The organism is Alistipes sp. HGB5, assembly GCF_000183485.2.
Lineage (GTDB): Bacteria > Bacteroidota > Bacteroidia > Bacteroidales > Rikenellaceae > Alistipes > Alistipes finegoldii.
On the sequence record NZ_AENZ01000052.1, the window covers coordinates 92,754 to 114,025 of the forward strand.

The 21,272-nt window shown below is 58.8% G+C and carries 19 protein-coding genes and 1 pseudogene; 12 read left to right on the forward strand and 8 right to left on the reverse strand.

What is annotated here, in order from left to right:
- Window positions 1-2 precede the first annotated feature (2 nt).
- From HMPREF9720_RS09025 to HMPREF9720_RS09040, 4 genes are all read right to left on the reverse strand, one after another.
- A complete protein-coding gene (locus tag HMPREF9720_RS09025) occupies window positions 3-914 on the reverse strand; it encodes a dihydrodipicolinate synthase family protein (RefSeq protein ID WP_009598055.1) in 912 nt (303 codons plus the stop codon).
- Window positions 915-937: 23 nt separating this feature from the next.
- Window positions 938-1,813 (reverse strand): alpha/beta hydrolase, encoded by an 876-nt coding sequence (locus tag HMPREF9720_RS09030; RefSeq protein WP_009598060.1) that lies wholly within the window; start codon window positions 1,811-1,813, stop codon window positions 938-940.
- Window positions 1,810-3,630, reverse strand: a complete 1,821-nt coding sequence (locus HMPREF9720_RS09035) for an FG-GAP repeat domain-containing protein (RefSeq protein WP_009597997.1) — start codon at window positions 3,628-3,630, stop codon at window positions 1,810-1,812. The genes HMPREF9720_RS09030 and HMPREF9720_RS09035 overlap by 4 nt, the downstream gene beginning before the upstream one ends.
- Window positions 3,631-3,911: 281 nt before the next feature.
- On the reverse strand, window positions 3,912-4,970 hold the full coding sequence (locus HMPREF9720_RS09040) for a LacI family DNA-binding transcriptional regulator (protein WP_022061549.1): 1,059 nt from the start codon (window positions 4,968-4,970) through the stop codon (window positions 3,912-3,914).
- 115 nt (window positions 4,971-5,085) lie between these two features.
- Here HMPREF9720_RS09040 and HMPREF9720_RS09045 point away from each other — a divergent pair, with 115 nt between their 5' ends.
- From HMPREF9720_RS09045 to HMPREF9720_RS09060, 4 genes are all read left to right on the forward strand, one after another.
- Window positions 5,086-6,225, forward strand: a complete 1,140-nt coding sequence (locus HMPREF9720_RS09045) for a DUF6786 family protein (RefSeq protein WP_022061550.1) — start codon at window positions 5,086-5,088, stop codon at window positions 6,223-6,225.
- Between the two features lie 11 nt (window positions 6,226-6,236).
- Window positions 6,237-7,862 carry a ribulokinase gene (locus tag HMPREF9720_RS09050; protein ID WP_009598063.1) on the forward strand — a complete coding sequence of 542 codons (1,626 nt, stop codon included), beginning with the start codon at window positions 6,237-6,239 and terminating at the stop codon, window positions 7,860-7,862.
- 235 nt (window positions 7,863-8,097) lie between these two features.
- Complete coding sequence (locus HMPREF9720_RS09055) at window positions 8,098-8,550, forward strand: 6-pyruvoyl trahydropterin synthase family protein (RefSeq protein ID WP_022061551.1); 453 nt, start codon at window positions 8,098-8,100, stop codon at window positions 8,548-8,550.
- 287 nt (window positions 8,551-8,837) lie between these two features.
- A complete protein-coding gene (locus tag HMPREF9720_RS09060) occupies window positions 8,838-9,239 on the forward strand; it encodes a hypothetical protein (protein ID WP_254654377.1) in 402 nt (133 codons plus the stop codon).
- 131 nt (window positions 9,240-9,370) lie between these two features.
- Here HMPREF9720_RS09060 and HMPREF9720_RS09065 read toward each other — a convergent pair whose 3' ends face one another.
- Window positions 9,371-9,766 carry a mobilization protein gene (locus HMPREF9720_RS09065; RefSeq protein ID WP_009598051.1) on the reverse strand — a complete coding sequence of 132 codons (396 nt, stop codon included), beginning with the start codon at window positions 9,764-9,766 and terminating at the stop codon, window positions 9,371-9,373.
- 481 nt (window positions 9,767-10,247) lie between these two features.
- Between HMPREF9720_RS09065 and HMPREF9720_RS15660 the strand changes: the two genes are divergently transcribed.
- The 3 genes and pseudogenes from HMPREF9720_RS15660 to HMPREF9720_RS16040 form a co-directional block, all read left to right on the forward strand.
- Entirely contained in the window at window positions 10,248-10,385 is a 138-nt protein-coding gene (locus HMPREF9720_RS15660) for a hypothetical protein (protein ID WP_175282407.1), read from the forward strand.
- Between the two features lie 105 nt (window positions 10,386-10,490).
- On the forward strand, window positions 10,491-11,009 hold the full coding sequence (locus tag HMPREF9720_RS09070; RefSeq protein ID WP_009597914.1) for a DUF3408 domain-containing protein: 519 nt from the start codon (window positions 10,491-10,493) through the stop codon (window positions 11,007-11,009).
- Window positions 11,010-11,131: 122 nt separating this feature from the next.
- Window positions 11,132-11,283 (forward strand): annotated as a pseudogene (locus HMPREF9720_RS16040) (ParA family protein); the annotation flags it as partial.
- Between the two features lie 269 nt (window positions 11,284-11,552).
- Here HMPREF9720_RS16040 and HMPREF9720_RS09080 read toward each other — a convergent pair.
- Complete coding sequence (locus tag HMPREF9720_RS09080) at window positions 11,553-12,770, reverse strand: site-specific integrase (protein ID WP_009598081.1); 1,218 nt, start codon at window positions 12,768-12,770, stop codon at window positions 11,553-11,555.
- A gap of 293 nt (window positions 12,771-13,063) precedes the next feature.
- Here HMPREF9720_RS09080 and HMPREF9720_RS09085 point away from each other — a divergent pair, with 293 nt between their 5' ends.
- From HMPREF9720_RS09085 to guaA, 5 genes are all read left to right on the forward strand, one after another.
- On the forward strand, window positions 13,064-13,600 hold the full coding sequence (locus tag HMPREF9720_RS09085) for a TrmH family RNA methyltransferase (protein WP_009598056.1): 537 nt from the start codon (window positions 13,064-13,066) through the stop codon (window positions 13,598-13,600).
- Window positions 13,601-13,845: 245 nt separating this feature from the next.
- A complete protein-coding gene (gene panB, locus HMPREF9720_RS09090) occupies window positions 13,846-14,661 on the forward strand; it encodes a 3-methyl-2-oxobutanoate hydroxymethyltransferase (protein ID WP_009597956.1) in 816 nt (271 codons plus the stop codon).
- A 252-nt stretch (window positions 14,662-14,913) separates the two neighbouring features.
- A complete protein-coding gene (gene guaB / locus HMPREF9720_RS09095) occupies window positions 14,914-16,392 on the forward strand; it encodes an IMP dehydrogenase (RefSeq protein WP_022044524.1) in 1,479 nt (492 codons plus the stop codon).
- A gap of 2 nt (window positions 16,393-16,394) precedes the next feature.
- Window positions 16,395-16,727 carry a DUF3795 domain-containing protein gene (locus tag HMPREF9720_RS09100; RefSeq protein ID WP_009598100.1) on the forward strand — a complete coding sequence of 111 codons (333 nt, stop codon included), beginning with the start codon at window positions 16,395-16,397 and terminating at the stop codon, window positions 16,725-16,727.
- A 157-nt stretch (window positions 16,728-16,884) separates the two neighbouring features.
- Window positions 16,885-18,414 (forward strand): glutamine-hydrolyzing GMP synthase, encoded by a 1,530-nt coding sequence (gene guaA, locus HMPREF9720_RS09105; RefSeq protein WP_039940348.1) that lies wholly within the window; start codon window positions 16,885-16,887, stop codon window positions 18,412-18,414.
- A gap of 136 nt (window positions 18,415-18,550) precedes the next feature.
- Here the strand turns inward: guaA and HMPREF9720_RS09110 are convergent, their stop codons facing one another.
- Together HMPREF9720_RS09110 and HMPREF9720_RS09115 are read right to left on the reverse strand one after the other, a co-directional pair.
- Window positions 18,551-19,921, reverse strand: a complete 1,371-nt coding sequence (locus HMPREF9720_RS09110; protein ID WP_009597907.1) for an MFS transporter — start codon at window positions 19,919-19,921, stop codon at window positions 18,551-18,553.
- Between the two features lie 182 nt (window positions 19,922-20,103).
- Entirely contained in the window at window positions 20,104-21,192 is a 1,089-nt protein-coding gene (locus tag HMPREF9720_RS09115) for an SGNH/GDSL hydrolase family protein (RefSeq protein WP_009598101.1), read from the reverse strand.
- Between the last annotated feature and the right edge of the window lie 80 nt (window positions 21,193-21,272).

The window sequence follows — 21,272 nt, forward strand, 5'->3', positions numbered from 1 at the left end:
TGTCATTCGCCGCAGGCGGTTCCCAGCGCTTCGAGGGCCTTGCGGATGCGGGCGCGCTCCTCGGTGCGGAAACGGCGGTAGGGGTAGGACATGTAGTCGTCGCAGATGCCCATCAGCGAGAGCGAGCACTTCACGCCTTTGAGGTAGCTGGAGCCGTATTTCCCGACGGTGTAGAGCGACGTGCTGATCTGCATGATCTTCCGTTGCAGCGCGCGCATCGTGTTCACGTCGCGGTTGCAGGCGGCGTAGTACATCTGCACGTAGAGTTCGGGGAAGATGTTGGCGCCGCCGTTCACGCCGCCATCGGCCCCCATCACGACGCTTTCGCCCGTCAGCTCTTCGGGACCCACGTAGAGGGCGAAATCCTCGCGGTCGCCCAGGTGGTAGAGCAGCGTCTGGAAATAGGTCATGTTGGCCGAACTGTCCTTCAGCCCGACGATGTTCGGGTGTTCGGCCAGCGTCTTGACGGTCGCGGGTTCGAGGAACACCTTCACGTGCGACGGCATGTTGTAGAGGAAGAGCGGCAGCGGCAGGGCGTCGGCCAGCGCCGTGTAGTATTCGATCAGCTCCTGCTGCGAGGGCGCGAAGTAGTAGGGAGCGGCGGCCACGACCGCCACGGCGCCGCATTTCGCGGCGTGGGCGGCCAGTTTGACGCTCTCGTCGAGCGACGTGTCGGTGACGCCCACCAGCACGGGAACGCGCCCGGCGACCTGACGGCATACCAGTTCGACGAAGTCGTAACGGCATTTGTAGGAGAGGCTCTGCGCCTCGCCGGTGGTGCCGAGCAGGAAGAGGGCGTGGACGCCGCCGGCGAGGATGTGCTCCGTGAGCCGTACGGTGCCTTCACGGTCGATTTGGTCGTCGCCCTTCAAGGGGGTAATCATCGGGGGAATGATCCCTTTGATAGTCTTCATTTTTTTTATGTTTTTGTGTTTGATCAGTTGGTTGTCTTGTGTTGTTTGATCCACCGGATGACGGCCGGATAGGTTTCTTCGCCGTACTTGTAGCGTTCGCGCATCCAGAAGCCGTGGCCTCCTTCGGGATAGATGTGCATTTCGGCCTTCACTCCGCGGCGGTTGAGAGCCCGGTAGAAGGCGATGGAGTTGTCCGGGACCACCGCTTTGTCGTCGTTGCACAGCAGAAGCATCACCTCGGGCATCCCTTCGTGCACTTGTCCGAAGGTGGAGTGACGTTTGCGCAATGCCTCCTCTTCGCTGCGGGCCCCGAGGAGGTTCTCCCGGGTCCGGACGCTGGAATAGTTCATCGAGACGACCGGGTAGACCAGGACGGCGAAATCGGGGCGCGTTTCTTCGCTCGTGTATTCCGTGATGAGCGTCGAGGCGAAATGTCCTCCCGCCGAGAAGCCGATAATTCCCACATTGTGAGGATCGACACCCCATTGTGCGGCGTTGCGGCGGATGACGCGCATCGCCTGCTCGCCGTCTTCGAGCGGAATCCCGGGATGGCCGTTCGGCATCCGGTATTTGAGGATCATCGCGGCGATGCCGTGTTCGTTGAGCCATTCGGCGGTCTTGTAGCCCTCGTGCGTGATGCAGACTTTCTCGTAGCTTCCGCCCGGCACGACCAGCATGGCCTGCCCCGTGGCGCGCGCCGGATCGGGAAGATAGACCAACAATTCGGGGTCGCTGACGCCGACGTAATATCCCTTGTCGTTCACGCCTTCGGGCTGCTCTTCCAGACCGCTCTTCGTCGGGGTTCCCTCCGGGAAGAGTTTGACGTGCAGCGGCTCGGCGGCCTGTGATACGGCGACGGCCAGCAATAGGGCGCAGAGTGTCGTGAGGCAGGTTTTCATCGCGCCTGTTTCTGTTGGTTCGCCATCCGGTAGAAGTGGCCGTCCTCAGCCCCCAGCAGGAGTTCCGGCGTACTGTCGCCCCGCCAGTCGATGGGGGTCGGACAGGTCGTGTGGCCGGCCAGTATGCGTTCGCTGACGTTGCCCATGTATTCGTACCACACCTCGCCCCGCTCCTCGCGGACGTTGCGGAACCAGCAGGCGTTCTGGCTGTCCACGATCAGGTCCAACCGTCCGTCGCCGTCCCAGTCCGTGAAACAGATCTTGCGGCGTCCGGATTGTCCGCCGATGCCGTCGTTCAGCCGCAGAAGCCCTTCCGACGCATCCGCTACCCCGCTTCTGGAGTTGTAGAGCGAGCAGTTCGTGCCGTGGAAGATGCGGCGTCCGGGGTGGAGCAGCAGTTCGCCTTCGGGCGTGCGGAAACGTTCGTAATAGGCGAGGTAACCCTCCTGGTCGAGGACGATGAGGTCCGTCAGCCCGTCGCCGTTCCAGTCCATCGCCACGGGCGTCGTGCGCCATTGCGTGACGAGCGTGCCGGGCTCGGGCGTCCACCAGTTCCAGGCGGGTTTGGGGGCCTCGCCCTCCCAGGCCACGCGCACGGGCTGCGCCGGGGCGAGTCTTAGCCCGTCTTTGCCGCCGAGGTTGCGGAACCATTCGATTTTGCCCCAGATCGAGTTGACGATGATGTCGGGAAGCCCGTCGCCGTCCCAGTCGGCCACGGAGAGCACCGTGTAGCCCCATTTGCGTTCGGCGGGACCCTGTATCGAGCCGTTCTCCCCGGCCTGGATGCGGATGGGCCTGCCGTTGACGGTGAAGAGGCGCGGAGCGTCCCACACGGGGTTTTCGCCGCCCGAAAGGTTGCGGATGAAAGCGATTTCGCCGGCCGAGTTCCCGGCAATGATGTCCTGTTTTCCGTCGCCGTCCCAGTCGAAGGCGCAGGGGGTCGAGAGGGCCCCGAATTTGACCGGATCGGCTTGCTGGGTGAAGTAGACGGGCGATTCGAACTGCGGCATGCCTTTTTTGACCTTCCCCGTGTGGCGCACCCAGGCCACCCGGCCGTCCTCGTCGCCGACGATGAGGTCGGGATGCCCGTCGCCGTCGAAATCCGACACCACCGGGACGATCATCTCCAGATGGAGGCGGATCTCCCCGTGTTTGTTCGCAAGCGGCCGTCCCGCGGCGAAGCGGGGCTCCGTGCGGGTGCCGACGTTCTCGAACCAGGTGAGTCCATCGACGAACTCGCCGCAGATCAGGTCCGGATCGCCGTCGCCGTCGAAATCGGCGATACACGGATTGGGCGCCCCGTAAACGTCGATCGGGGCGCCTGCGGCCTCCACCTTGCCGCGGTTGACATATCCCCTGCCGGTGTTTTCCAGCAGGTAGACGTAGCCGTGCAGCGGACCCCGGGTCCAGCGTCCGAGACTGTCGAAAGCGTTGTCCCAGCCGTAGTCGTCCCACGTGTCGATGCCTACGACGATGTCCTTGTCGCCGTCGCCGTCCCAGTCGGCGTAGCTCCACATATTGCTCCGCGACTTGTTGTAGGTGGCTCCGAGTTCCTCGCCTTCGTAGTGCAGGCGGCGTTTTTTGGCATAGGGGGCCTTGAAGAAGTCGGGGTATTCGAAATTCTTCGAAAGGACGTAGGGTTTGCCGTCCGCCTCCGAGAGACGGATGTTGTTCATCCCCTTCTCGCTGATGCGCTCGGCGGCGGCGAAACGGGGATGGCGCGGCGTACCGATGTTTTTGAAGAAATAGAGTCCTTTGTAGGGGCGGTCGGGGCACGACACCAGCAGGTCTTTCAGACCGTCGCCGTCGTAGTCCACGGGCAGCGGAATGCCCCACAGCCCGACTCCCAGATCGACCGTGAGGCCCGGATTGTTATAGCGCAGGATGTCCGGGTCGGATTGGGCCGGGGCATTTCCCCCCCCCCTCCTTGGGATTGGCTGTATGCGCCGTTCGGGCCGGTGCCGATGTCGTGACGAAGAGTGCGGCGGCCAGCGCTGCGGTGCGGATGGCGAGGACGCTCGTTTTGTAAAGATGGGTTGCCGGGTTCATGGTTTTATGTCGGTTTTTTGTAAATCGTTTTAGCCTCGGGGCAAATGTTTTAACTTTTCACGGCCGCCTCTTCCGCGCTCCGCAGCGCCTCTTCGGGGGCGCTCTCGACGATTTCGGGCGTCAGCACGATGCGTGTGCAGCTTCCGGGTTTGTCGCGCTGTTCGATGCTCTTGATCAGCAGGTCGAGGGCCTCGGTCCCGAACCGTTCGATGGGCTGGCGGACGTAGGCGATGGCGGTTTTGTAGATGTCGAAGGCTTCGTTGGTGTCGAAGCAGGCGATGGCGAAATCCTGGGGCACGCGCCAGCCGTTGCGGAAGATGGCGCTCAGGCCCTGGCCTGCCAACGTGTTGGTGGCGAAGAGGAAAGCCTCGACGCGGCGCTGCCGGGCCTCGCGGATGATCTCCTCGATTTTGGCGAACTTGTCGTGGCGCAGGTGGTGTATGACGGCGTTTTCGCTCATTTCGTGTGCCTGCATGCAGCGGCGGTAGCCCTCTTCGCGCTCGCGGATGTTCGAGAGCCCCATCGAGTAGGAGATCATCTCGATGCGGGTGAATCCGCGCCGGATCAGCGCCTCGGTCGTTTCGTACCCGGCGCGGCGGTTGTTCAGCACGACGCTGCTGACTTCCAGATCGGGCACCTCGCGGTCGAGCAGCACGAGCGGGATGTTCTGGCGGGCGATGTCGCGGATGATCTCGTCCGCGTCTTCGCACGGAACCACGATCAGGCCGTCGATGCCCTTGTTGCGGAAGACCTCGACCAGATTCTCCAGCTTCTGCGGATTCTCGTCGGTGCTGCCGAACAGCACGGTGTACTTATGTTTATATGCGTGGTTCTCGATGCACCGGGCGATGTCGGCGAAGAACTTGTTCGAGATGTCCGAAACGATGACGCCGATGGTGTTCGTCTTGCCGCTGCGCAGGGTGCGGGCGGCGTTGTTGGGCTGGTAATTGAGTTTTTGCGCGACCTCCAGAATGCGCTGGGCCGTTTCCTTGTTCACGCGGTAGGTCTCCTTGCCGTCGGCCTTGTTGTTCATCACGAACGAGACCAGGGCGATCGAAACTCCCGCCTCCGTGGCTATATCTTTTATGGTGACTCGCTTCGTGCGCATATTTTTTGCGATTTTTTGCAATATCTGGGATTTTCTGTTACATTTGCAAAAGTAATTAAAACGTTTTAACAAACAAATTTTTTCGCAATTTTTTTGATTTTATCCCTTTCGGAATATGAAAACTTACGGTGAAGAGCGCTCATTCCTGGAGAGTTGCGGGGTTCGGGTCGTGGAGTTGTCCGACGAATCGGGCCGGGCGCGGGTCTGTCTGGTTCCGGCGTGGCAGGGACGGGTGATGACCTCGACGGCGGCCGGAACCGGGGGACCCGGCTACGGCTGGATAAACCGCTCGCTGATCGCTTCGGGGGTCCGGAAATCCCGGTTCAACCCTTTCGGCGGCGAAGAACGCCTCTGGCTCGGGCCCGAGGGCGGCCCCTTCTCGCTCTACTTCGCGCCCGGCGCCGAGCAGGTCTATGCCAACTGGCAGGTTCCGGCGGCGCTGGACACCGAGCCTTTCCGGGTGGTCGGGCGCGATGCCCGACAGGTGCGCTTCGAGGCTGAAATGTCGCTTCGCAACGCCGCCGGAACCCGTTTTGAGATCGGGGTGGCGCGTCGCGTCGAACTCCTCTCGCACCGGCAGGCGGAGGTGTCGTTGGGGCGTGTTCTGCCGCCGGAACTCGCATTGGTGGCCTACCGCAGCGAGAACCGGATCGGGAACTGCGGTCCGGAGCCCTGGACGCCCGCGGGCGGCGCTCCGTCGGTCTGGATGCTCGGGATGTTCACGCCGTCGCCGACGACCGTCGTTTTCCTTCCCTGCGACGGCGAAGAGGTGCGTGCGGCCGTCAACAGCGACTATTTCGGAGAGCTTCCGGACGATCGGCTCTCCGTCTCCGGAGGGCTCGTATGCCTGCGGATCGACGGCGCTTTCCGGTCGAAGATCGGGCTGCCTGCGGGCCGCGATACGGGGCTTTGTGGCAGTTACGACGCGGCGGCGCATCACGTGACGCTGGTTCGCTACCGCCGTTCCGCGCCGGGCGACCGCTATGTGGAGAGCCGCTGGGGCGCGCAGGCCGATCCGTTCGGCGGGGATGTCGTCAACGCCTACAACGACGGGCCGACCGAGACCGGCGAGGTGATGGGCCCGTTCTATGAAATCGAAACCTCTTCGCCGGCGGCCTTCCTGCGGCCCGGCGAGACGCTGTGCCACACGCAGGAGGTCTTCCACCTGCAAGGGGACGAAGCCCTACTCGAAGAACTTCTCCGCGGTCTGATACCCGGAGGGCTGCGGGCTGTGAAAGAAGCGTTCAACCATTAATCGAAATAACTATGCAACCTCGAACCAACTATCTTCTGGGCGTCGATTTCGGGAGCGATTCCGTGCGGTGCCTCGTCGTCGATGCCGCCGACGGGTCGGAACTCGCTTCGGCGGTGGTGGCCTATCCCCGGTGGGCCGAGCGGCTCTACTGCGATCCCGCGCACAACCGCTACCGCCAGCATCCGCTCGATTATGTCGAATCTCTGGAAGCGTCTGTCCGTCAGGCGCTGGCGGCCTGCGGACGCGACGTTGCCGATGCCGTCTGCGGCATCTCCTTCGACACCACGGCGTCCACCCCGGCGCTGACCGATGCCAAGGGCACCCCGCTGGCCCTGCTGCCGGAGTTCGCCGAGGAGCCCGATGCGATGTTCGTGCTCTGGAAAGACCATACGGCCCTCGCCGAAGCGGATGAGATAAACGATTTAGCAAGAAAGTGGGAAACCGACTACACCCGTTACAGCGGCGGCACCTACTCCTGCGAATGGGTGTGGGCCAAGATGCTCCATTGCCTGCGCCGTTCGCCCGGATTGCGGGCTGCGGCCTATTCGTGGGTGGAGCACTGCGACTGGATCAGCGCCCTGCTGGTCGGGGACACGACCCCCGAGACCATCGCCCGCAGCCGCTGCGTGGCCGGACACAAGGCGATGTGGCACGCCTCGTGGGGCGGACTTCCCGCGCCGGAGTTTCTGGAGGCGGTCGATCCGCTGCTGGGCATCTTCCGCGGACATCTTTATTCCGACACCGTCACGGGCGATGCGTGCGTCGGCCGGCTGTGCGGCGAGTGGGCCGCCCGGCTGGGGCTGAAACCGGGCATCGCCGTCGGCGTGGGGGCCATCGACTGCCATGTCGGGGCCGTCGGGGCCGGGATCGTCCCCGGAACGCTGGTCAAGGTGATGGGAACCTCGACGTGCGACATCGTGGTCGGCACCTACGACGAGGTCGGCGACCGGACCGTGCGCGGCATCTGCGGTCAGGTCGATGGTTCGGTGCTGCCCGGGTATATCGGTTTCGAGGCCGGGCAGGCCGCCTTCGGAGATTTGTACGCCTGGTTCCGGCGGGTGATGGCGTGGCCGCTGCGGCAGATTGCCGGAAGCGATCCGCAGCTCGAAGAGCGGATTCTCGGGGAGCTGACGGCCGAGGCCGAACGGCTGCCCCTGACACCCGACGATCCCGTGGCGCTCGACTGGCACAACGGCCGTCGGACGCCCGATGCCGACCCCCGGGTGCGGGGTGCGCTGGACGGACTGACCCTTGCGACATCGGCGCCGGCGATCTACAAGGCGCTGGTCGAAGCGACGGTCTTCGGGTCCCGGGCCATCGACGAGCGGATGCTCGAAGAGGGGGTGCCCATCGACAACATCCTCGCCATCGGCGGCATCGCCCGCAAATCGCCTTTCGTGATGCAGACGATGGCCGATGTCATCGGCGTTCCGATCCGGGTGGTGGCCAGCGATCAGGCTTGCGCCCTGGGTGCGGCGATGTTCGCGGCGGTCGCCGCCGGGCTCTATGGATCGGTGCAGGAGGCCCAGCGGGCGATGTGTCCCGGTTTCTCGGACGAATACCTGCCCGATATGGAGCGTCACGCGGTTTACGACCGCCTCTACGACCGTTATCTGAAACTCGGAGGCCGCCGCTGAGCGGGCGTTCCGGAGGACCGGGTGCACGGGCCGCGGGTAGAGCCGACGAATCGTTCGGTTTTGCCTGCGGCCTGCGTGCTGTCTTGGGCCGGCTGTCTCTCGGCGACCCCCTCCCAAAATAAATTTGGCATTGTGCCCGGCTTGCACTATCTTTGACTTTTGTCTTAGATAGGCTGCGGTTCGGAAGTGCTCAAATAAATTTGGCACTCCGCTCACCTTGCACTATCTTTGCCCTATGACAGTGATCAGATTGACCAAGGAATTTTCATTCGAGGCAGCGCATGCCCTCGACGGATACGACGGGCCGTGCCGCGAAATCCACGGGCACTCCTACCGGTTGTTCGTGACGGTGAAAGGCACCCCGGCCGAAGACGAGGCCGATCCCAAATGCGGGATGGTGATGGATTTCGGGGTGCTGAAGCGGATTGTGAACGAAGAGATCGTCTCGCGGTTCGATCATGCGCTGGTGCTGCGCGGTTCGGCGTCGGGTGCGGAGCTGCGCCGGGTGCTCGCCGAGCGGTTCGGCAACATCCTGACGGTGGATTACCAGCCCACGTGCGAGAACATGCTCGCCGATTTCGCCCGCCGCATCGCCGCCCGGCTTCCCGAAGGCGTTGCGCTCCATTCGTTGAAGCTCCACGAAACCGCAACCTCGTTCGCCGAGTGGTTTGCCGGCGACAACGAGTGACAGCTCCCCGAACACAAGTGACACATCAATTCCTATTGTTTACAATCCGAGTAAACTGCGAGGATAGCGGATAGCAGAAAAAAAGCTATCGAGATTTTGGTTAGATTTAAAGATGTCAATTTTTACTAACTAAAATGACGATAGCCATGAGAGCGCAAAGATTTGAAGAGTTGGTCGGTTACGGTTTTGTCCTCGACTTCTGTACTGAAGACATTCAGGCAAAATCCGGATCCGGAAGCGTTGCGCGGATTTCTAACGAGGAGTTATCCGGATGCTGATATCATTCGGTGTATAAAGCAGAATTCTGCGGGTTCTGGACATACAAATACCTGACAACCTTAAGGATCGACAACATCGTGGTCAATCCGGCCGATGTACTGATCAAGAGCAGTGAAATGCTGCGTAAGAGTGACGCCGTGGACAGATGCAAGCAAGCGTGGAGTTTACAGGGCAACAAGTTGAAAGGCATTTACACGCCGGACAGCATATCGTTGGTGATGTGTTCCTTGATAAGATTGAAGAACTCGATCACCAAAGACACAACTCGTCAGAAGAACCGGATCAAGTCCCAGTTACGGTATTTAGTCATTGAGATGACTTGGAAGTTTCTTGAACCTTTCTCCAACTGGTTGAAGCCGTTTATTGTTTGGTTGAAGGGGGGGGAGATGCTCACTCCGAGCGGTCGCTAGGCCCTCGACATCCATCCGTCCGTGTTTGTCGAACGGATCCAACATCTTCTGCCAGAGGAGCACTTCGGCGTCATCCTTATCCACTTTCTCCTTGTTATAATACAACGCTCCACCGGGCGAGGAGCCCGATCTTATATTCGCAACCACTCCTTAGCTTGTTTTGCGAGGTTCAGAATCTCGATACTGAGGGCTTTCAGCTCGCGGGTTCGCTGCTCCAGCATAGCGATCTGATGCGGGATAGCAACGTTGGAAAAGTGCGCGTTGATGGCCTTTACAATCTGGTTATAGTTATTCCCGAGCTTTTGAAATTGGAAATAAAAGTCGTTCAGCCGGGCGACAAATTGCGTCTTCGAAGGGTCGCGTTTGATAACGACGAACTCCTCGGAGAAGATACGTTTGACGATAAAACGGCTGCGGTTATGCTCTGATCCGGCCTTTGAGAGCACTTCGTTGAAGCGGATGTTCTGCTCTTCATTGAGCCGGAAAGAGTATTTATAACTCGGTGTTCGAGGCTTCTTTCCTGTCATGTCTGTCAGTTTTGGGTTGGTATCCATAATATCGGTTAAAAAGGCGTTCGACTCGGGAGAACGCCCGGCCTCGCAGAGCGAGCACCTTTGTATGCCGAAAAGTTTTTCGGCATACAAAGGTACAGCTTGCTCCCATCTGGCGATGGGAAAAAGCCGCGCCGGAGAACTGCTATCGAAAGTTTGAAAACTCCTCCGCTACGGCTTCCGGGACTGGGGCTGTTCCCGGTGCAATATTACAACCGTCCGGTACGAAAAAAAAGCCCGCCGAACGGACTGGAGCGGTCGTGAGCGGACATCGGAATCGAGGTATTTCTGTCGGTTGTATCTTGCAGCATGAAAGGCAAGTTTTCTTATTCCGTTCATTATTCCGATATAAACCGCATTAAACAGAAAACGGTATTTTGAATGGTTTAAAACATAAAACCGCACACACATGCTTTACGACTGCAAAACGAACAATCAATCTTAAAAACGTTGTATCATGGATTCATTAAAAGAACAAACCAGACCCGCCACCAAGTCTTCGAAGCCTCCCCGCATCGAAGTCGACGAAGAGATGGTGCGCCGTATGATTGTCGGACTGGCCTCTTTGGATTCGAAAGTCGTTATCCCGCTATAAACCACACGAAATAAAACACGGTATTTTGAATGGTTTAACCCAATAAACCAGACATACATGCTCTATGCCCGTATGGCTGACAATCAATCTTAAAAACGTTGTACCATGGATTCATTAAAAGAAACTGACAAATCCGCAACAGAACCTCCGAAACGTTCCCGTATCGAAGTCGACGAAGAATTGATGCGTCAGATGATCGCCGGACAGGCCCCTTTGGATTCGAAAGTCGGCCGCAGGATTCCCGAACCGGAAGAGGAAGATACGAACGCTCTTGAGGAAAACACATCGGAAACGGTATCCGGAGCATCGGCACCGACTGCTGAGAAAACAGATGTCGACACCCAAACGAGTGGCGTAAAGGAACCGGCCGGATTCCGTCGTAAAAAGCTCGCGCTGCCGGATTTCGAACGCACCTTCTTCGCGCCGGTGGATTGTCGCAACCGATCGGCGATCTATGTCAGTACCCGAACCAAGCACAAAGTATCGGAAATACTCCACCTGTTAGGGAATGAGAGTACAAGGCTTACGGCCTTGGTCGACAATATGCTGCGCTTTGTCATGGACATTTACAGCGACGAGCTGAATTATCTCCACGAGAAGAAGAACAATAGACGACCGTTTTGAACAGACAATGCGAATTGGAACGGCAGAAAGAGTTATTCCGGCAGATGGACAGACAGTCAATTATGGATGCAGGCGATTTTTCAGATAAAGGGATAAAGCGATGCTTAAAGAAATATTTCTATATTTCTGCCAATCCGAGTATTTCAATTTGCCATCCAAAAGGCGGCGTGGGAAATCAACCTTCACGGTACTGCTCGCCAGTTACCTGCATTACACTTTGAGGCATGACGTGCTTGTCGTAGACTGCGACTATCAGAGTTCAGATATGCGTGCTGTGGAGCAAATACCCGTTAGGTGCCGTCCGGGGCGCAGAAAGCCTCCTTTTCCGACGGTAGCGTTCAGCAAAATGCCGGGGATGGAAATACGCAAGGCTCGCCCCTCGGGCGATTTGCATGGCCTTGCGTATTTCCATCTCCGGCGATAAATTCCCTGCCGGCGGAAAGAGATTACAAGGATACATCAGACTTTTTTGCTTTTAAGGGTGAGACGATATATGTTGTTCTCACATGGCTCCGTATCGTTTTTCCCAACTATCTGCTATTTCTATACAGCCATGAATTTATCCGCCAATTTTTCTTTGAGCATCTCCACCTCCCGGTCGACCATTGGCTGGGTCACCTTCGCATAGGTCTGCGTCGTGGTGATGCGTTTATGCCCCAGCATCTTCGAGAGCGTCTCCAGCGACACGCCGTTCATCAGGCAGATCGTCGTGGCATAGGTATGACGTGCAACATGGAAGGTCAGTTTCTTTTCGATGCCACATAAGACGGCGATACGCTTCAGGGATCGATCCACCGTATTCAGGTGCGGCATAAAAGAAAAGACGTAATCCGTGCCGTCCCGGTAACGTTCCAGAATGGACAAGGCAGCCGGCAGCAGTTTGACGACATACTGCGTGTCCGTCTTGCAGCGGTTGCCTGTGACCCACCAGTCACCGTGCGTATCCTGTTCGAACTGTTTCCATGCAAGGGTTTTCAGATCCGCGTAGCAGATGCCCGTAAAACAGGAGAAGAGGAACAGGTCGCGGATCATACGTTGTTTCTTCGTGCGGAACGCGGCATGCTGAAGCGTGAGGATCTCTTCCTCGTTCAGGAAGGCACGTTCCGGCGCGGGTTCGTTGTATCGGTACGAGGCGAACGGGTTGCGGGGCATGATCCCGTCGTTGAAGGCGATCTTGACCACATTGATCAGGCAGTCCAGATAACGGCAGATGCTCGTGAGTTTAAGCGCCCGTTCCGTTTTCAGATAGACATGGAACTGTTCAATGAAGGACTGTTCCAGTTCGGCAAGGGCGATGTCGCTCACACGGTATTTCGCCGTAAGGAACGCCTGCAGGTGTTTCATCGTGGCAAGATAACGGTACCACGTGTTTTTCGAGCGGTCGACGCCGATACGCCCGTGCAGGTCCTCCGTGAAGCTGCGGAAAGTGGACAGCAGGGTGCGGTAACGCTTCCCGAATCCCAGCCAGGCGTTCTTGACCTTCTCGGCCGTCACATAGCTTTCCCGGTCGCGGATATCCCGATAATGACGGTCGAGCTGCGAGCGGATCTCGTCCAGATGGCGGTTGATGCGGTCGGATTCGAGACTCCGGCCCTTGGCGCGGCCCCCGCGGACTTCCCACAAACGCTCCGGAACCGTGAGCTTCGCACTGAACTGCGAAATAGTACCGTTGACCGTGATGCGGCCCATGACAGGAACCGCCGACTGTGTTTTTTCCTTGTTCCTTTTCAGGTAGAACAGAACCTTGAACGTGCTGCGCATAAACTCTGCTTTTTGAGGGGTACAAAACTAATTTCAGCAGAGTCTCCGATCAAGATGAACAAAAATGCAATAGACGGTAAATCACTGTTTTAGGAAATAAAAGGCATTCCCGAACGAGGTAATGCTTTGGTAACTGAACTCTCGCTTGATGATGCCGCCGACTACCGATTCGACAACCTGTATAGAGTGAACTGGATAGAAAAACTACCTGATTATCAATACCAGTGCTTACATTTGCCTTTTTACCAAATTTGTGATACTTTTGACCCCGAAATCACTTATTTGAACACGTTATGCGAAAAATCACCAACGAGGAGCTGGGGCGTCCCACGGCCGGAGAGTTCGCCGCGATGGCGAAAATGCCCGTTACGGTCGTGCTCGACAACGTCCGTTCGCTGCAGAACGTGGGGGCGTTCTTCCGTACGGGGGACGCTTTCGCCGTGGAGCATATCGCCCTGTGCGGGATTACGGCCGTGCCGCCCAACCGCGACATTCATAAAACGGCGCTGGGCGCGGAGCTGACCGTGCCGTGGAGCTATTACGAGACCACCGAAGCGTGTATCGACCGCCTGCACGCCGACGGCTACGAGGTGCTGGCCGTCGAGCAGGTCGAGGGCGCCGTGATGCTCGATGTCTTCCGCGCCGCGCCCGGCGTGAAGTATGCGCTGGTCTTCGGCAACGAAGTGATGGGTGTGGGGCAGTCGGCCGTGGACCGGTGCGACGGCGCGATCGAAATCCCGCAGGCCGGGACCAAGCATTCGATCAACGTCGCAGTTTCGGGCGGCGTCGTTTTGTGGAGTTTTTTCCGCCGGATCGGGCCGGGACGCTGACCGGGCCGGGAGAATGGCCGGCGGACGGCCGGGTTCAAATAAATTTGGCATTGCGCCCGGCTTGCGCTATATTTGCCCCGATTTACAGGAGATAACAGTAAGTCTTCCTTTGCAAAGGGAGGTCCGGGAGGTATTGTCGATATGGAATAGGCGTTTTTGCGCCGTAATACGAATCCGATGGATTCCATGTCGGAACCTTGCGAACGAGTGAAATGTTAAATGCTCCATCGGGTTCGCAGTGAACTATGTCTGTAGAAAGTACTGTCAGGGCCGTTACGACCTACCGGCTGACGGAGATGAAACAGCGCGGCGAAAAGATCGCCATGCTGACCTCGTACGACTATTCGATGGCGAAGATCGTCGATGCCGCGGGTATCGACGTGATTCTTGTCGGCGATTCGGCGGCCAATGTGATGGCCGGTTATGAAACGACGCTTCCCATCACCCTCGATATGATGATCTATCACGCCTGCTCGGTCGTGCGCGCCGTCAATCGCGCGCTGGTGGTCGTCGATCTGCCGTTCGGCACTTATCAGGGCAATTCGAAGGTGGCGCTCGATTCGGCCGTCCGCATCATGAAGGAGACCGAAGCCGACGCCGTGAAGATCGAGGGCGGCGAGGAGATTCTCGAATCGGTCAACCGCATCCTCTCGGCCGGTATTCCGGTGATGGGGCACCTCGGACTTACGCCGCAGTCGATCCACAAGTTCGGCACTTACAATGTGCGTGCGAAAGAGGAGGCCGAGGCCGAGAAGCTGGTGCGCGACGCCCACCTGCTGAGCGAAGCGGGCTGTTTCGGCATCGTGCTCGAAAAGATTCCCGCCGCGCTGGCCGCCCGCGTGACGGGTGAAATTCCCACCCCGACGATCGGCATCGGCGCCGGCGGTGCCTGCGACGGTCAGGTGCTGGTAATTCACGACATGCTGGGCATCAACAAGGGATTTTCGCCCCGTTTCCTGCGCCGCTACGCCGACCTGCACGAGTTGATGACGGGGGCTGTACAGCAATATATCAAGGATGTGAAGGAGTGCGACTTCCCCAGCGAGAAGGAGCAGTATTAGGAGATATTTTAAAGTGAATTGCGGGGCGCGGAACGGCGCCCCGTTTTTTTGCAGCGGCGGATCGCCGGGCTGTTGCCCGCAGTCCGACCGCAAAGGCGGTGGCGATGCCTGCGGTCCGTATCGCGTTGAGATACGGCAGGCTGTTGCGTTTATCATAAATTGTTGATAAAAAAATCGAAGGGAAGGCCCGGAATTTAGGCCGTTTCAAAAAAAAATGATTACTTTTGCATGCAACAAAAATCCACGTTCATTATGTCTTTTATCAATGAAAGGGTTCAGCCCGAAGGACTTACCTTCGACGATGTGCTGCTCGTACCCGCCTATTCGGAAGTGTTGCCGCGAGAGGTCAATATTCAGACCCGTTTTTCGCGAAATATCAAACTCAACATCCCCATTGTGTCCGCTGCCATGGACACCGTTACGGAAGCGCCGCTGGCTATCGCGCTGGCCCGTGAAGGCGGAATCGGCGTGATTCACAAGAATATGTCGATCGCCGAGCAGGCCGCGCAGGTCCGCCGGGTGAAACGCGCCGAGAACGGCATGATCTACGATCCGGTGACCATCTCCAAGGAGAATACTGTCGGCGACGCCCTGAACTTGATGCGTGAGAACAAGATCGGCGGCATTCCGGTCGTGGACGACGACAACATCCTGATCGGCATCGTCACCAACCGCGACCTGCGGTTCCAGCGCGACATGATGCGCCGCATCGAAGAGGTGATGACTCCGGGCGACCGGCTGATTACGACCCATAGCACCGAATTGTCGCACGCGTCGGAGGTGCTGCTCAACAGCAAGATCGAAAAGCTCCCCGTGGTGGACGACAAGGGCCATCTGGTGGGGCTTATTACTTATAAGGACATTACCAAGGTGCAGGACCATCCCAATGCCTGCAAGGACGCCAAGGGCCGCCTGCGCGTGGCCGCCGGCGTGGGCATTACGCCCGATGCGCTGGAGCGTGTCAAGGCGCTGGTCGCCGAAGACGTCGATGCCGTGGTGCTCGATTCCGCGCACGGGCATTCGATCGCCATGGTGCGCAAGCTGCGGGAGATCAAGGAGGTTTATCCTTCGCTGGAGGTGATCGCAGGCAACGTGGCTACGGCCGAAGCGGCCCGGTTCCTGATCGAAAACGGGGCCGACGGCGTGAAGGTCGGTATCGGTCCGGGTTCGATCTGCACGACGCGCATCATCGCGGGCGTGGGCGTTCCCCAGCTTTCCGCGATCTTCGACGCGGCTTCGGCGGCGGCCGGAACCGGCGTGCCCGTCATCGCCGACGGCGGTCTGCGCTATTCGGGCGATCTGGTGAAGGCACTGGCTGCAGGCGGCGACTGCGTGATGATCGGCTCGATGTTCGCCGGCACGGAGGAGGCTCCGGGCGAAACGATCATCTACAACGGCCGTAAATTCAAATCCTACCGCGGCATGGGGTCGATCGACGCCATGAAGGCCGGATCGGCCGACCGTTATTTCCAGAAAGGGTGCGAAAACAACTTCAGCAAACTCGTTCCCGAAGGCATTGCGGCCCGTGTGCCGTTCAAGGGAACGCTGAGCGAGACGGTCTATCAGTTGGTCGGCGGCGTTCGCGCCGGCATGTTCTACTGCGGCGCGAAGGACATCGAGACCCTGCAGCGCGCGCGCTTCGTCCGCATCACCTCTTCGGGTATGCACGAGAGCCATCCGCACGATGTGGCCATTACCAGCGAAGCGCCCAACTACAGCAGCGAACGTTAGTTATGAATCCCGAAATCGCGGCCTGCGGGCTTTTTTGCGGAAACTGCCGCAAATTCGGCAAAGGAAGCTGTCCGGGGTGCCGCCCGAACGAAAAGGCGTCGTGGTGCAAGGTGCGGGCATGCTGCATCGAACACGGCTGGCAGAGCTGCGCCGAATGTACGCTGATGCCGCCTCAGACCTGCAAAAAGTTCGACAACTTTATCGCCAAGGTCTTTCAGGTCGTTTTCCGTTCCGACCGCCGGGGATGCGTCGAACGTATCCGCGAAGTGGGACCGGAGGCTTTCGCCGCGGAAATGCGTCTTTCGGGAAGCTACAACCGTCCGGTAAAGAAATAGTAATTAAAGGATTCGAAGTCTTCCTTGACAAAGGGAGATCAAGAGGGATTTTAAGCATGAAACCGGCGTCTGAGACGCCGTAACGTGAGTCCGACGAGTTTCATGGCTTGTAAACCTTCCGAAATTGATGAACCCAGATTCGTCGGACTTACGTTATATTATGGAAAAAATCCTGATTCTCGACTTCGGTTCGCAGTACACGCAGCTCATCGCGCGGCGTGTGCGCGAGTTGAGCGTCTATTGCGAAATCCACCCCTTCAACAAGATTCCGGCGCTCGACGCTTCGGTGCGGGGTGTGATTCTGTCGGGCAGTCCCTTCTCCGTACGGGACGAGAACGCTCCGACACCCGATCTTTCGGCCATTAAGGGCAAACTGCCCCTGCTGGGCGTCTGCTACGGCGCGCAGTTCCTCGCATCGGCCTTCGGCGGCGAGGTGCAGCCCGCCCCCAGCCGTGAATACGGCCGCGCCATGCTCACGGTGGGCGATGCTGACGACGCGCTGATGCGCGGCCTGCCCAAAACCACGCAAGTATGGATGTCGCACGGCGATACGATCACGTCGGTTCCGGCGAACTATAAGATCGTCGCCAGCACGGAAGACGTGCGCGTCGCGGCGTTCCACGTCGAGGGCGAGCAGACGTGGGGCATCCAGTTCCACCCCGAAGTGTACCATTCGACCGACGGCACGCAGCTGCTGAAAAACTTCGTCGCAGGCATCTGCGGCTGCAAGCAGGAGTGGACATCGGAGAGTTTCGTGGAAGCCACCGTGCGCGAACTGCGCGAAAAGCTGGGCGACGACAAGGTCGTGCTCGGACTTTCGGGCGGCGTCGATTCCTCGGTGGCGGCCGTGCTGCTGCACAAGGCCATCGGCAAGAACCTCTATTGTATTTTCGTGGATTCGGGCCTGCTGCGCAAGAACGAGTTCGAGGACGTGCTCGAATCCTACAAGAACATGGGACTGAACGTCAAGGGTGTCAAAGCCGGCGCGAAGTTCCTCGGCGATCTGGCGGGCGTCTGCGATCCCGAAACCAAACGCAAGATCATCGGCCGCGACTTCGTCGAAGTGTTCAACGAAGAGGCTGTCCAGATCAAGGACGTGCGCTGGCTGGCGCAGGGGACGATCTATCCCGACGTGATTGAATCGGTGTCGGTGAATGGTCCCTCGGCTACGATCAAGTCGCACCACAACGTCGGCGGCCTGCCTGAGAAGATGAACCTGCGGATCGTCGAACCGCTGCGCCTGCTCTTCAAGGACGAAGTGCGCCGCGTGGGACGTTCGCTCGGTATTTCCGAGCAGCTGATCGGCCGTCATCCCTTCCCCGGACCCGGCCTTGCGATCCGGATTCTGGGCGACATTACACCCGAAAAGGTCGAAATCCTGCAGAACGTGGACAAGATTTACATTGACGCCATGCGCGATGCGGGTCTTTACGACAAGGTGTGGCAGGCGGGCGCGATTCTGCTGCCCGTGAAGAGCGTGGGCGTCATGGGCGACGAGCGCACCTACGAAAGCTGCGTCGCGCTGCGCGCCGTGACTTCGACGGACGGCATGACCGCCGACTGGGTGCACCTGCCCTACGAGTTTCTCGCCAATGTGTCGAACGACATCATCAACAAGGTCAAGGGGGTGAACCGCGTAGTCTACGACATCTCCTCGAAACCGCCCGCAACGATCGAGTGGGAGTAGGGGCCGGTGAAGGGTGAATACCCTGATCGGAGGTGAAATGCCCTACGATAAAGCCGCCCGGTTCTCGAATGAACCGGGCGGCTTGTCTTTTGGGCCGTTTTTCGTCCTGTCTATAGATTCCGGTTATTCGGAATTGCTATGCGGCCTGCTTTTTCTTTCTGTTGAGGAGCGGGAGGAGGAACGAAATCACGGATGCCGCGATCCAGAAGATCGCCGCCTGCGAGAAGTCGTATATCTTCTCGCCGTTCTCCGCCACCGTAATGTTTGCGTCTATGAGCCATCCGCTCGCCACGTCCTGCAGTCCCGCAGCGATGTAGCTGGCCACGCCTACCACTCCCAGCGCGGCACCCGTCGCCTTCCGCGGCACGATGTCTACGGCCATCAGCCCGCCGAGGAAACAGATCAGCACGCCGATCGCAATGCCGAACAGCACCATGCTGAGAATGTTCACCCATAATGCGTCGCCGCCGTATATGAACAGAATCAGCGCCACGGAATTCAGTATGCCGAATATCAGGGCGGGCATATGCCGGTCTCCCTTGAACAACTTGTCGGAAAACCATCCGGACAATACGGTTCCGATGATTCCCAGCAGGGCGTTTATCGATACGATGGATATGGCTTGTGCATCGGAGAAGCCTTTCGCCTCCTGCAGGAACAACACGCCCCACCCGTTGATGGCATAGCGGGATATGTACATGAATGCGCTCGCGGCCGCGAGAATCCACACCGCAGGCGTCCGCAATACCTGCTTCTGAATCTCTTTTACGGATAACTCCTGCCCGGTTGCCGGCTCTTCGTGCGCCAGCGTCTCCACGGGCGGCAGTCCCTTCGATTCGGGCGTGTCGTGGAGCATCAGCAGCACGATGACGGCTCCGATGGCGCCTGCAATCGCAGACCCGAAGAATCCGGCCTGCCAGCCGGCTATCGAAACGATGCTCCCCACGAAGATGAAGGAGAAGAACTCGCCGAGGTTGTGGCTTGCCGAGAAAAATCCGTAATAGGTTCCCCGCTCCTTGAGCGGATACCAGCGCGAGAGGGAGATGATTGCGGGCGGCGCACCCATGGACTGCGCCCAACCGTTCAGACCCCACATCACGGCGAATGAAATGAAGATGACGGCTGTCGGAATCACCGAGTGTGCGACGCCGAGCGCTCCCATGAGCATGTTCGCCACGGCCGATACGATCAGTCCTGTGGCCATGAAACGCTTGATGTTGCAGTAGTCTGCGATGAATCCGTTCACGAACTTCCCGACGGCGTATGCGAACAGGAGGGCCGAGCTGATCACCCCGATCTGCGTGGCGTCGAGCGTGCCGCTGTCGAGGATAGGCTTTTTCATGACGTTGAGCGACGTCCTGCACACGTAATAGAGACTGTATCCGAGCGTTGCGGCGATGAATGCCTGCAGCCGGAGCCGTTTGTATAGTTTCTGCTCTTGTGCGGGATCGAGCTGCCGGCGGGGAACCGGTGAAGAGATGCGGTAAAAACGGGTAAGGAAATTCATTGGCTGAAGTCGGTAGTTTTGGTTTATCTGTTTAAGCGGGTGCATGCGGCAGCACCGCACTATTGACAGAACACTTCAGACGTGCCCGATACGTAACGGGAGAGCGGATTTTTCCCTATAAAACGGCAGCGCCGCCGGAGTCCTCACTCCGGCGGCGCTGCTTTCGCCCTGCGGCGGGGCGGTTAGCGTATGCCGTATTTGCCGAGTATCTTGCGGATCTGCGGCTCGATACGGTCGAGCATGTAGGTAAATCCGAGATCGGTCGGATGCGTTCCGTCGGCCGTGGCGATATGGTCGCTGCCCAGCAGATCGCCCGGATCGACGAAATAGATGTTTTTGTCGGTCTTCATGCGGTCGCGGACCTGCGCTTCGGCGGCGGCCTGCTTCTCGCGTTCGAATTTCTCAATCCGGGTGCTGAAGTTGCGGGTTTCGCGCCGGATGGTTTGCAGGAAAATCAGCGGCGTGGTGGGATGCGTGCGGCGGATGGTATCGACGAAAGCGTCGAAACGTTCGTTGATGACCTCGGCGCTGGGATTCGAGAAACAGTCGAAGACGAAGGCGTCGGCTTCGACGCGGGACAGATACGATGCGAATTCGGGCTGCATGGTGCACTGTCCGCTGAATCCCAGATTGATGCAGTAAAGTCCCGTGTCGCGTCCGAGCCGCGACGAATAGGCCATGCCTGCGCGTCCGGCCGCGATTCCGTGCGTAATGCTCGAACCGTGGACGACGATCTTGTGGCGGAAGGGATTTTCCATCGGGGTGATGACGCTCTTTTCATCGACGCCGATTTCGAGCTTCTTCAGCTGGTCGTAAAGCGGCAGATAGAGCAGGCACTCCTTTTCGCCCTCCGCCATATTGCTGATTATTGCGGCGTCGTGGCGGTCGTTCTTGCCGTTGATCTTCGGTCTGCCGACTCCGGCGAAGACCCACTCTCCGTTGCTGCGGATGTAGAGGTCCAGCCCTTTTTGTGCGACGGCGGCCATGTTGTCGCTCGGATTTTTGCCCGATGTCTCCCAGCGGGCGCGGATCGTGCGGCTGTCGGTGCGGAACACGACGGCCAGTCCCGTCGGGTGGTAGCAGTAGCCGGGTGTCTTTGCGGGCACCCGGAAGCGGGTGGTGTCGATGCGGTTGTAGGGCTGTTCGGTGGGAAGCGCCTTGCCGATGACGGTCAGCGTCGCGGCGTCCACGTAGCGGACGGGGTCTGCGGAGCGGGCTGCCGATGCGGAAAGCAGGCCGCCGAGCAGCAGAAGCAGGGGTAGGTGTTTCATAATAGGTAGTGTTGTTTTGGTATTCAGGAATACAAAGATAGTATAATTATAATCGGACGATATTCGGCCGGCTAAAATTT

What these genes read in the sequence shown, in the direction of transcription:
- HMPREF9720_RS09025 (WP_009598055.1), bottom strand. Translation starts at nt 914, where the DNA reads ATGAAGACTATCAAAGGGATCATTCCCCCGATGATTACCCCCTTGAAG.
- HMPREF9720_RS15660 (WP_175282407.1), top strand. Translation starts at nt 10,248, where the DNA reads ATGGATTCATTAAAAGAACAAACCAGACCCGCCACCAAGTCTTCGAAG.
- HMPREF9720_RS09080 (WP_009598081.1), bottom strand. Translation starts at nt 12,770, where the DNA reads ATGCGCAGCACGTTCAAGGTTCTGTTCTACCTGAAAAGGAACAAGGAA.
- guaB (WP_022044524.1), top strand. Translation starts at nt 14,914, where the DNA reads ATGTCTTTTATCAATGAAAGGGTTCAGCCCGAAGGACTTACCTTCGAC.
- HMPREF9720_RS09115 (WP_009598101.1), bottom strand. Translation starts at nt 21,192, where the DNA reads ATGAAACACCTACCCCTGCTTCTGCTGCTCGGCGGCCTGCTTTCCGCA.
- panB (WP_009597956.1), top strand. Translation starts at nt 13,846, where the DNA reads ATGTCTGTAGAAAGTACTGTCAGGGCCGTTACGACCTACCGGCTGACG.
- HMPREF9720_RS09070 (WP_009597914.1), top strand. Translation starts at nt 10,491, where the DNA reads ATGGATTCATTAAAAGAAACTGACAAATCCGCAACAGAACCTCCGAAA.
- HMPREF9720_RS09110 (WP_009597907.1), bottom strand. Translation starts at nt 19,921, where the DNA reads ATGAATTTCCTTACCCGTTTTTACCGCATCTCTTCACCGGTTCCCCGC.
- HMPREF9720_RS09040 (WP_022061549.1), bottom strand. Translation starts at nt 4,970, where the DNA reads ATGCGCACGAAGCGAGTCACCATAAAAGATATAGCCACGGAGGCGGGA.
- HMPREF9720_RS09100 (WP_009598100.1), top strand. Translation starts at nt 16,395, where the DNA reads ATGAATCCCGAAATCGCGGCCTGCGGGCTTTTTTGCGGAAACTGCCGC.
- HMPREF9720_RS09055 (WP_022061551.1), top strand. Translation starts at nt 8,098, where the DNA reads ATGACAGTGATCAGATTGACCAAGGAATTTTCATTCGAGGCAGCGCAT.
- HMPREF9720_RS09030 (WP_009598060.1), bottom strand. Translation starts at nt 1,813, where the DNA reads ATGAAAACCTGCCTCACGACACTCTGCGCCCTATTGCTGGCCGTCGCC.
- HMPREF9720_RS09085 (WP_009598056.1), top strand. Translation starts at nt 13,064, where the DNA reads ATGCGAAAAATCACCAACGAGGAGCTGGGGCGTCCCACGGCCGGAGAG.
- HMPREF9720_RS09050 (WP_009598063.1), top strand. Translation starts at nt 6,237, where the DNA reads ATGCAACCTCGAACCAACTATCTTCTGGGCGTCGATTTCGGGAGCGAT.
- HMPREF9720_RS09045 (WP_022061550.1), top strand. Translation starts at nt 5,086, where the DNA reads ATGAAAACTTACGGTGAAGAGCGCTCATTCCTGGAGAGTTGCGGGGTT.
- HMPREF9720_RS09065 (WP_009598051.1), bottom strand. Translation starts at nt 9,766, where the DNA reads ATGACAGGAAAGAAGCCTCGAACACCGAGTTATAAATACTCTTTCCGG.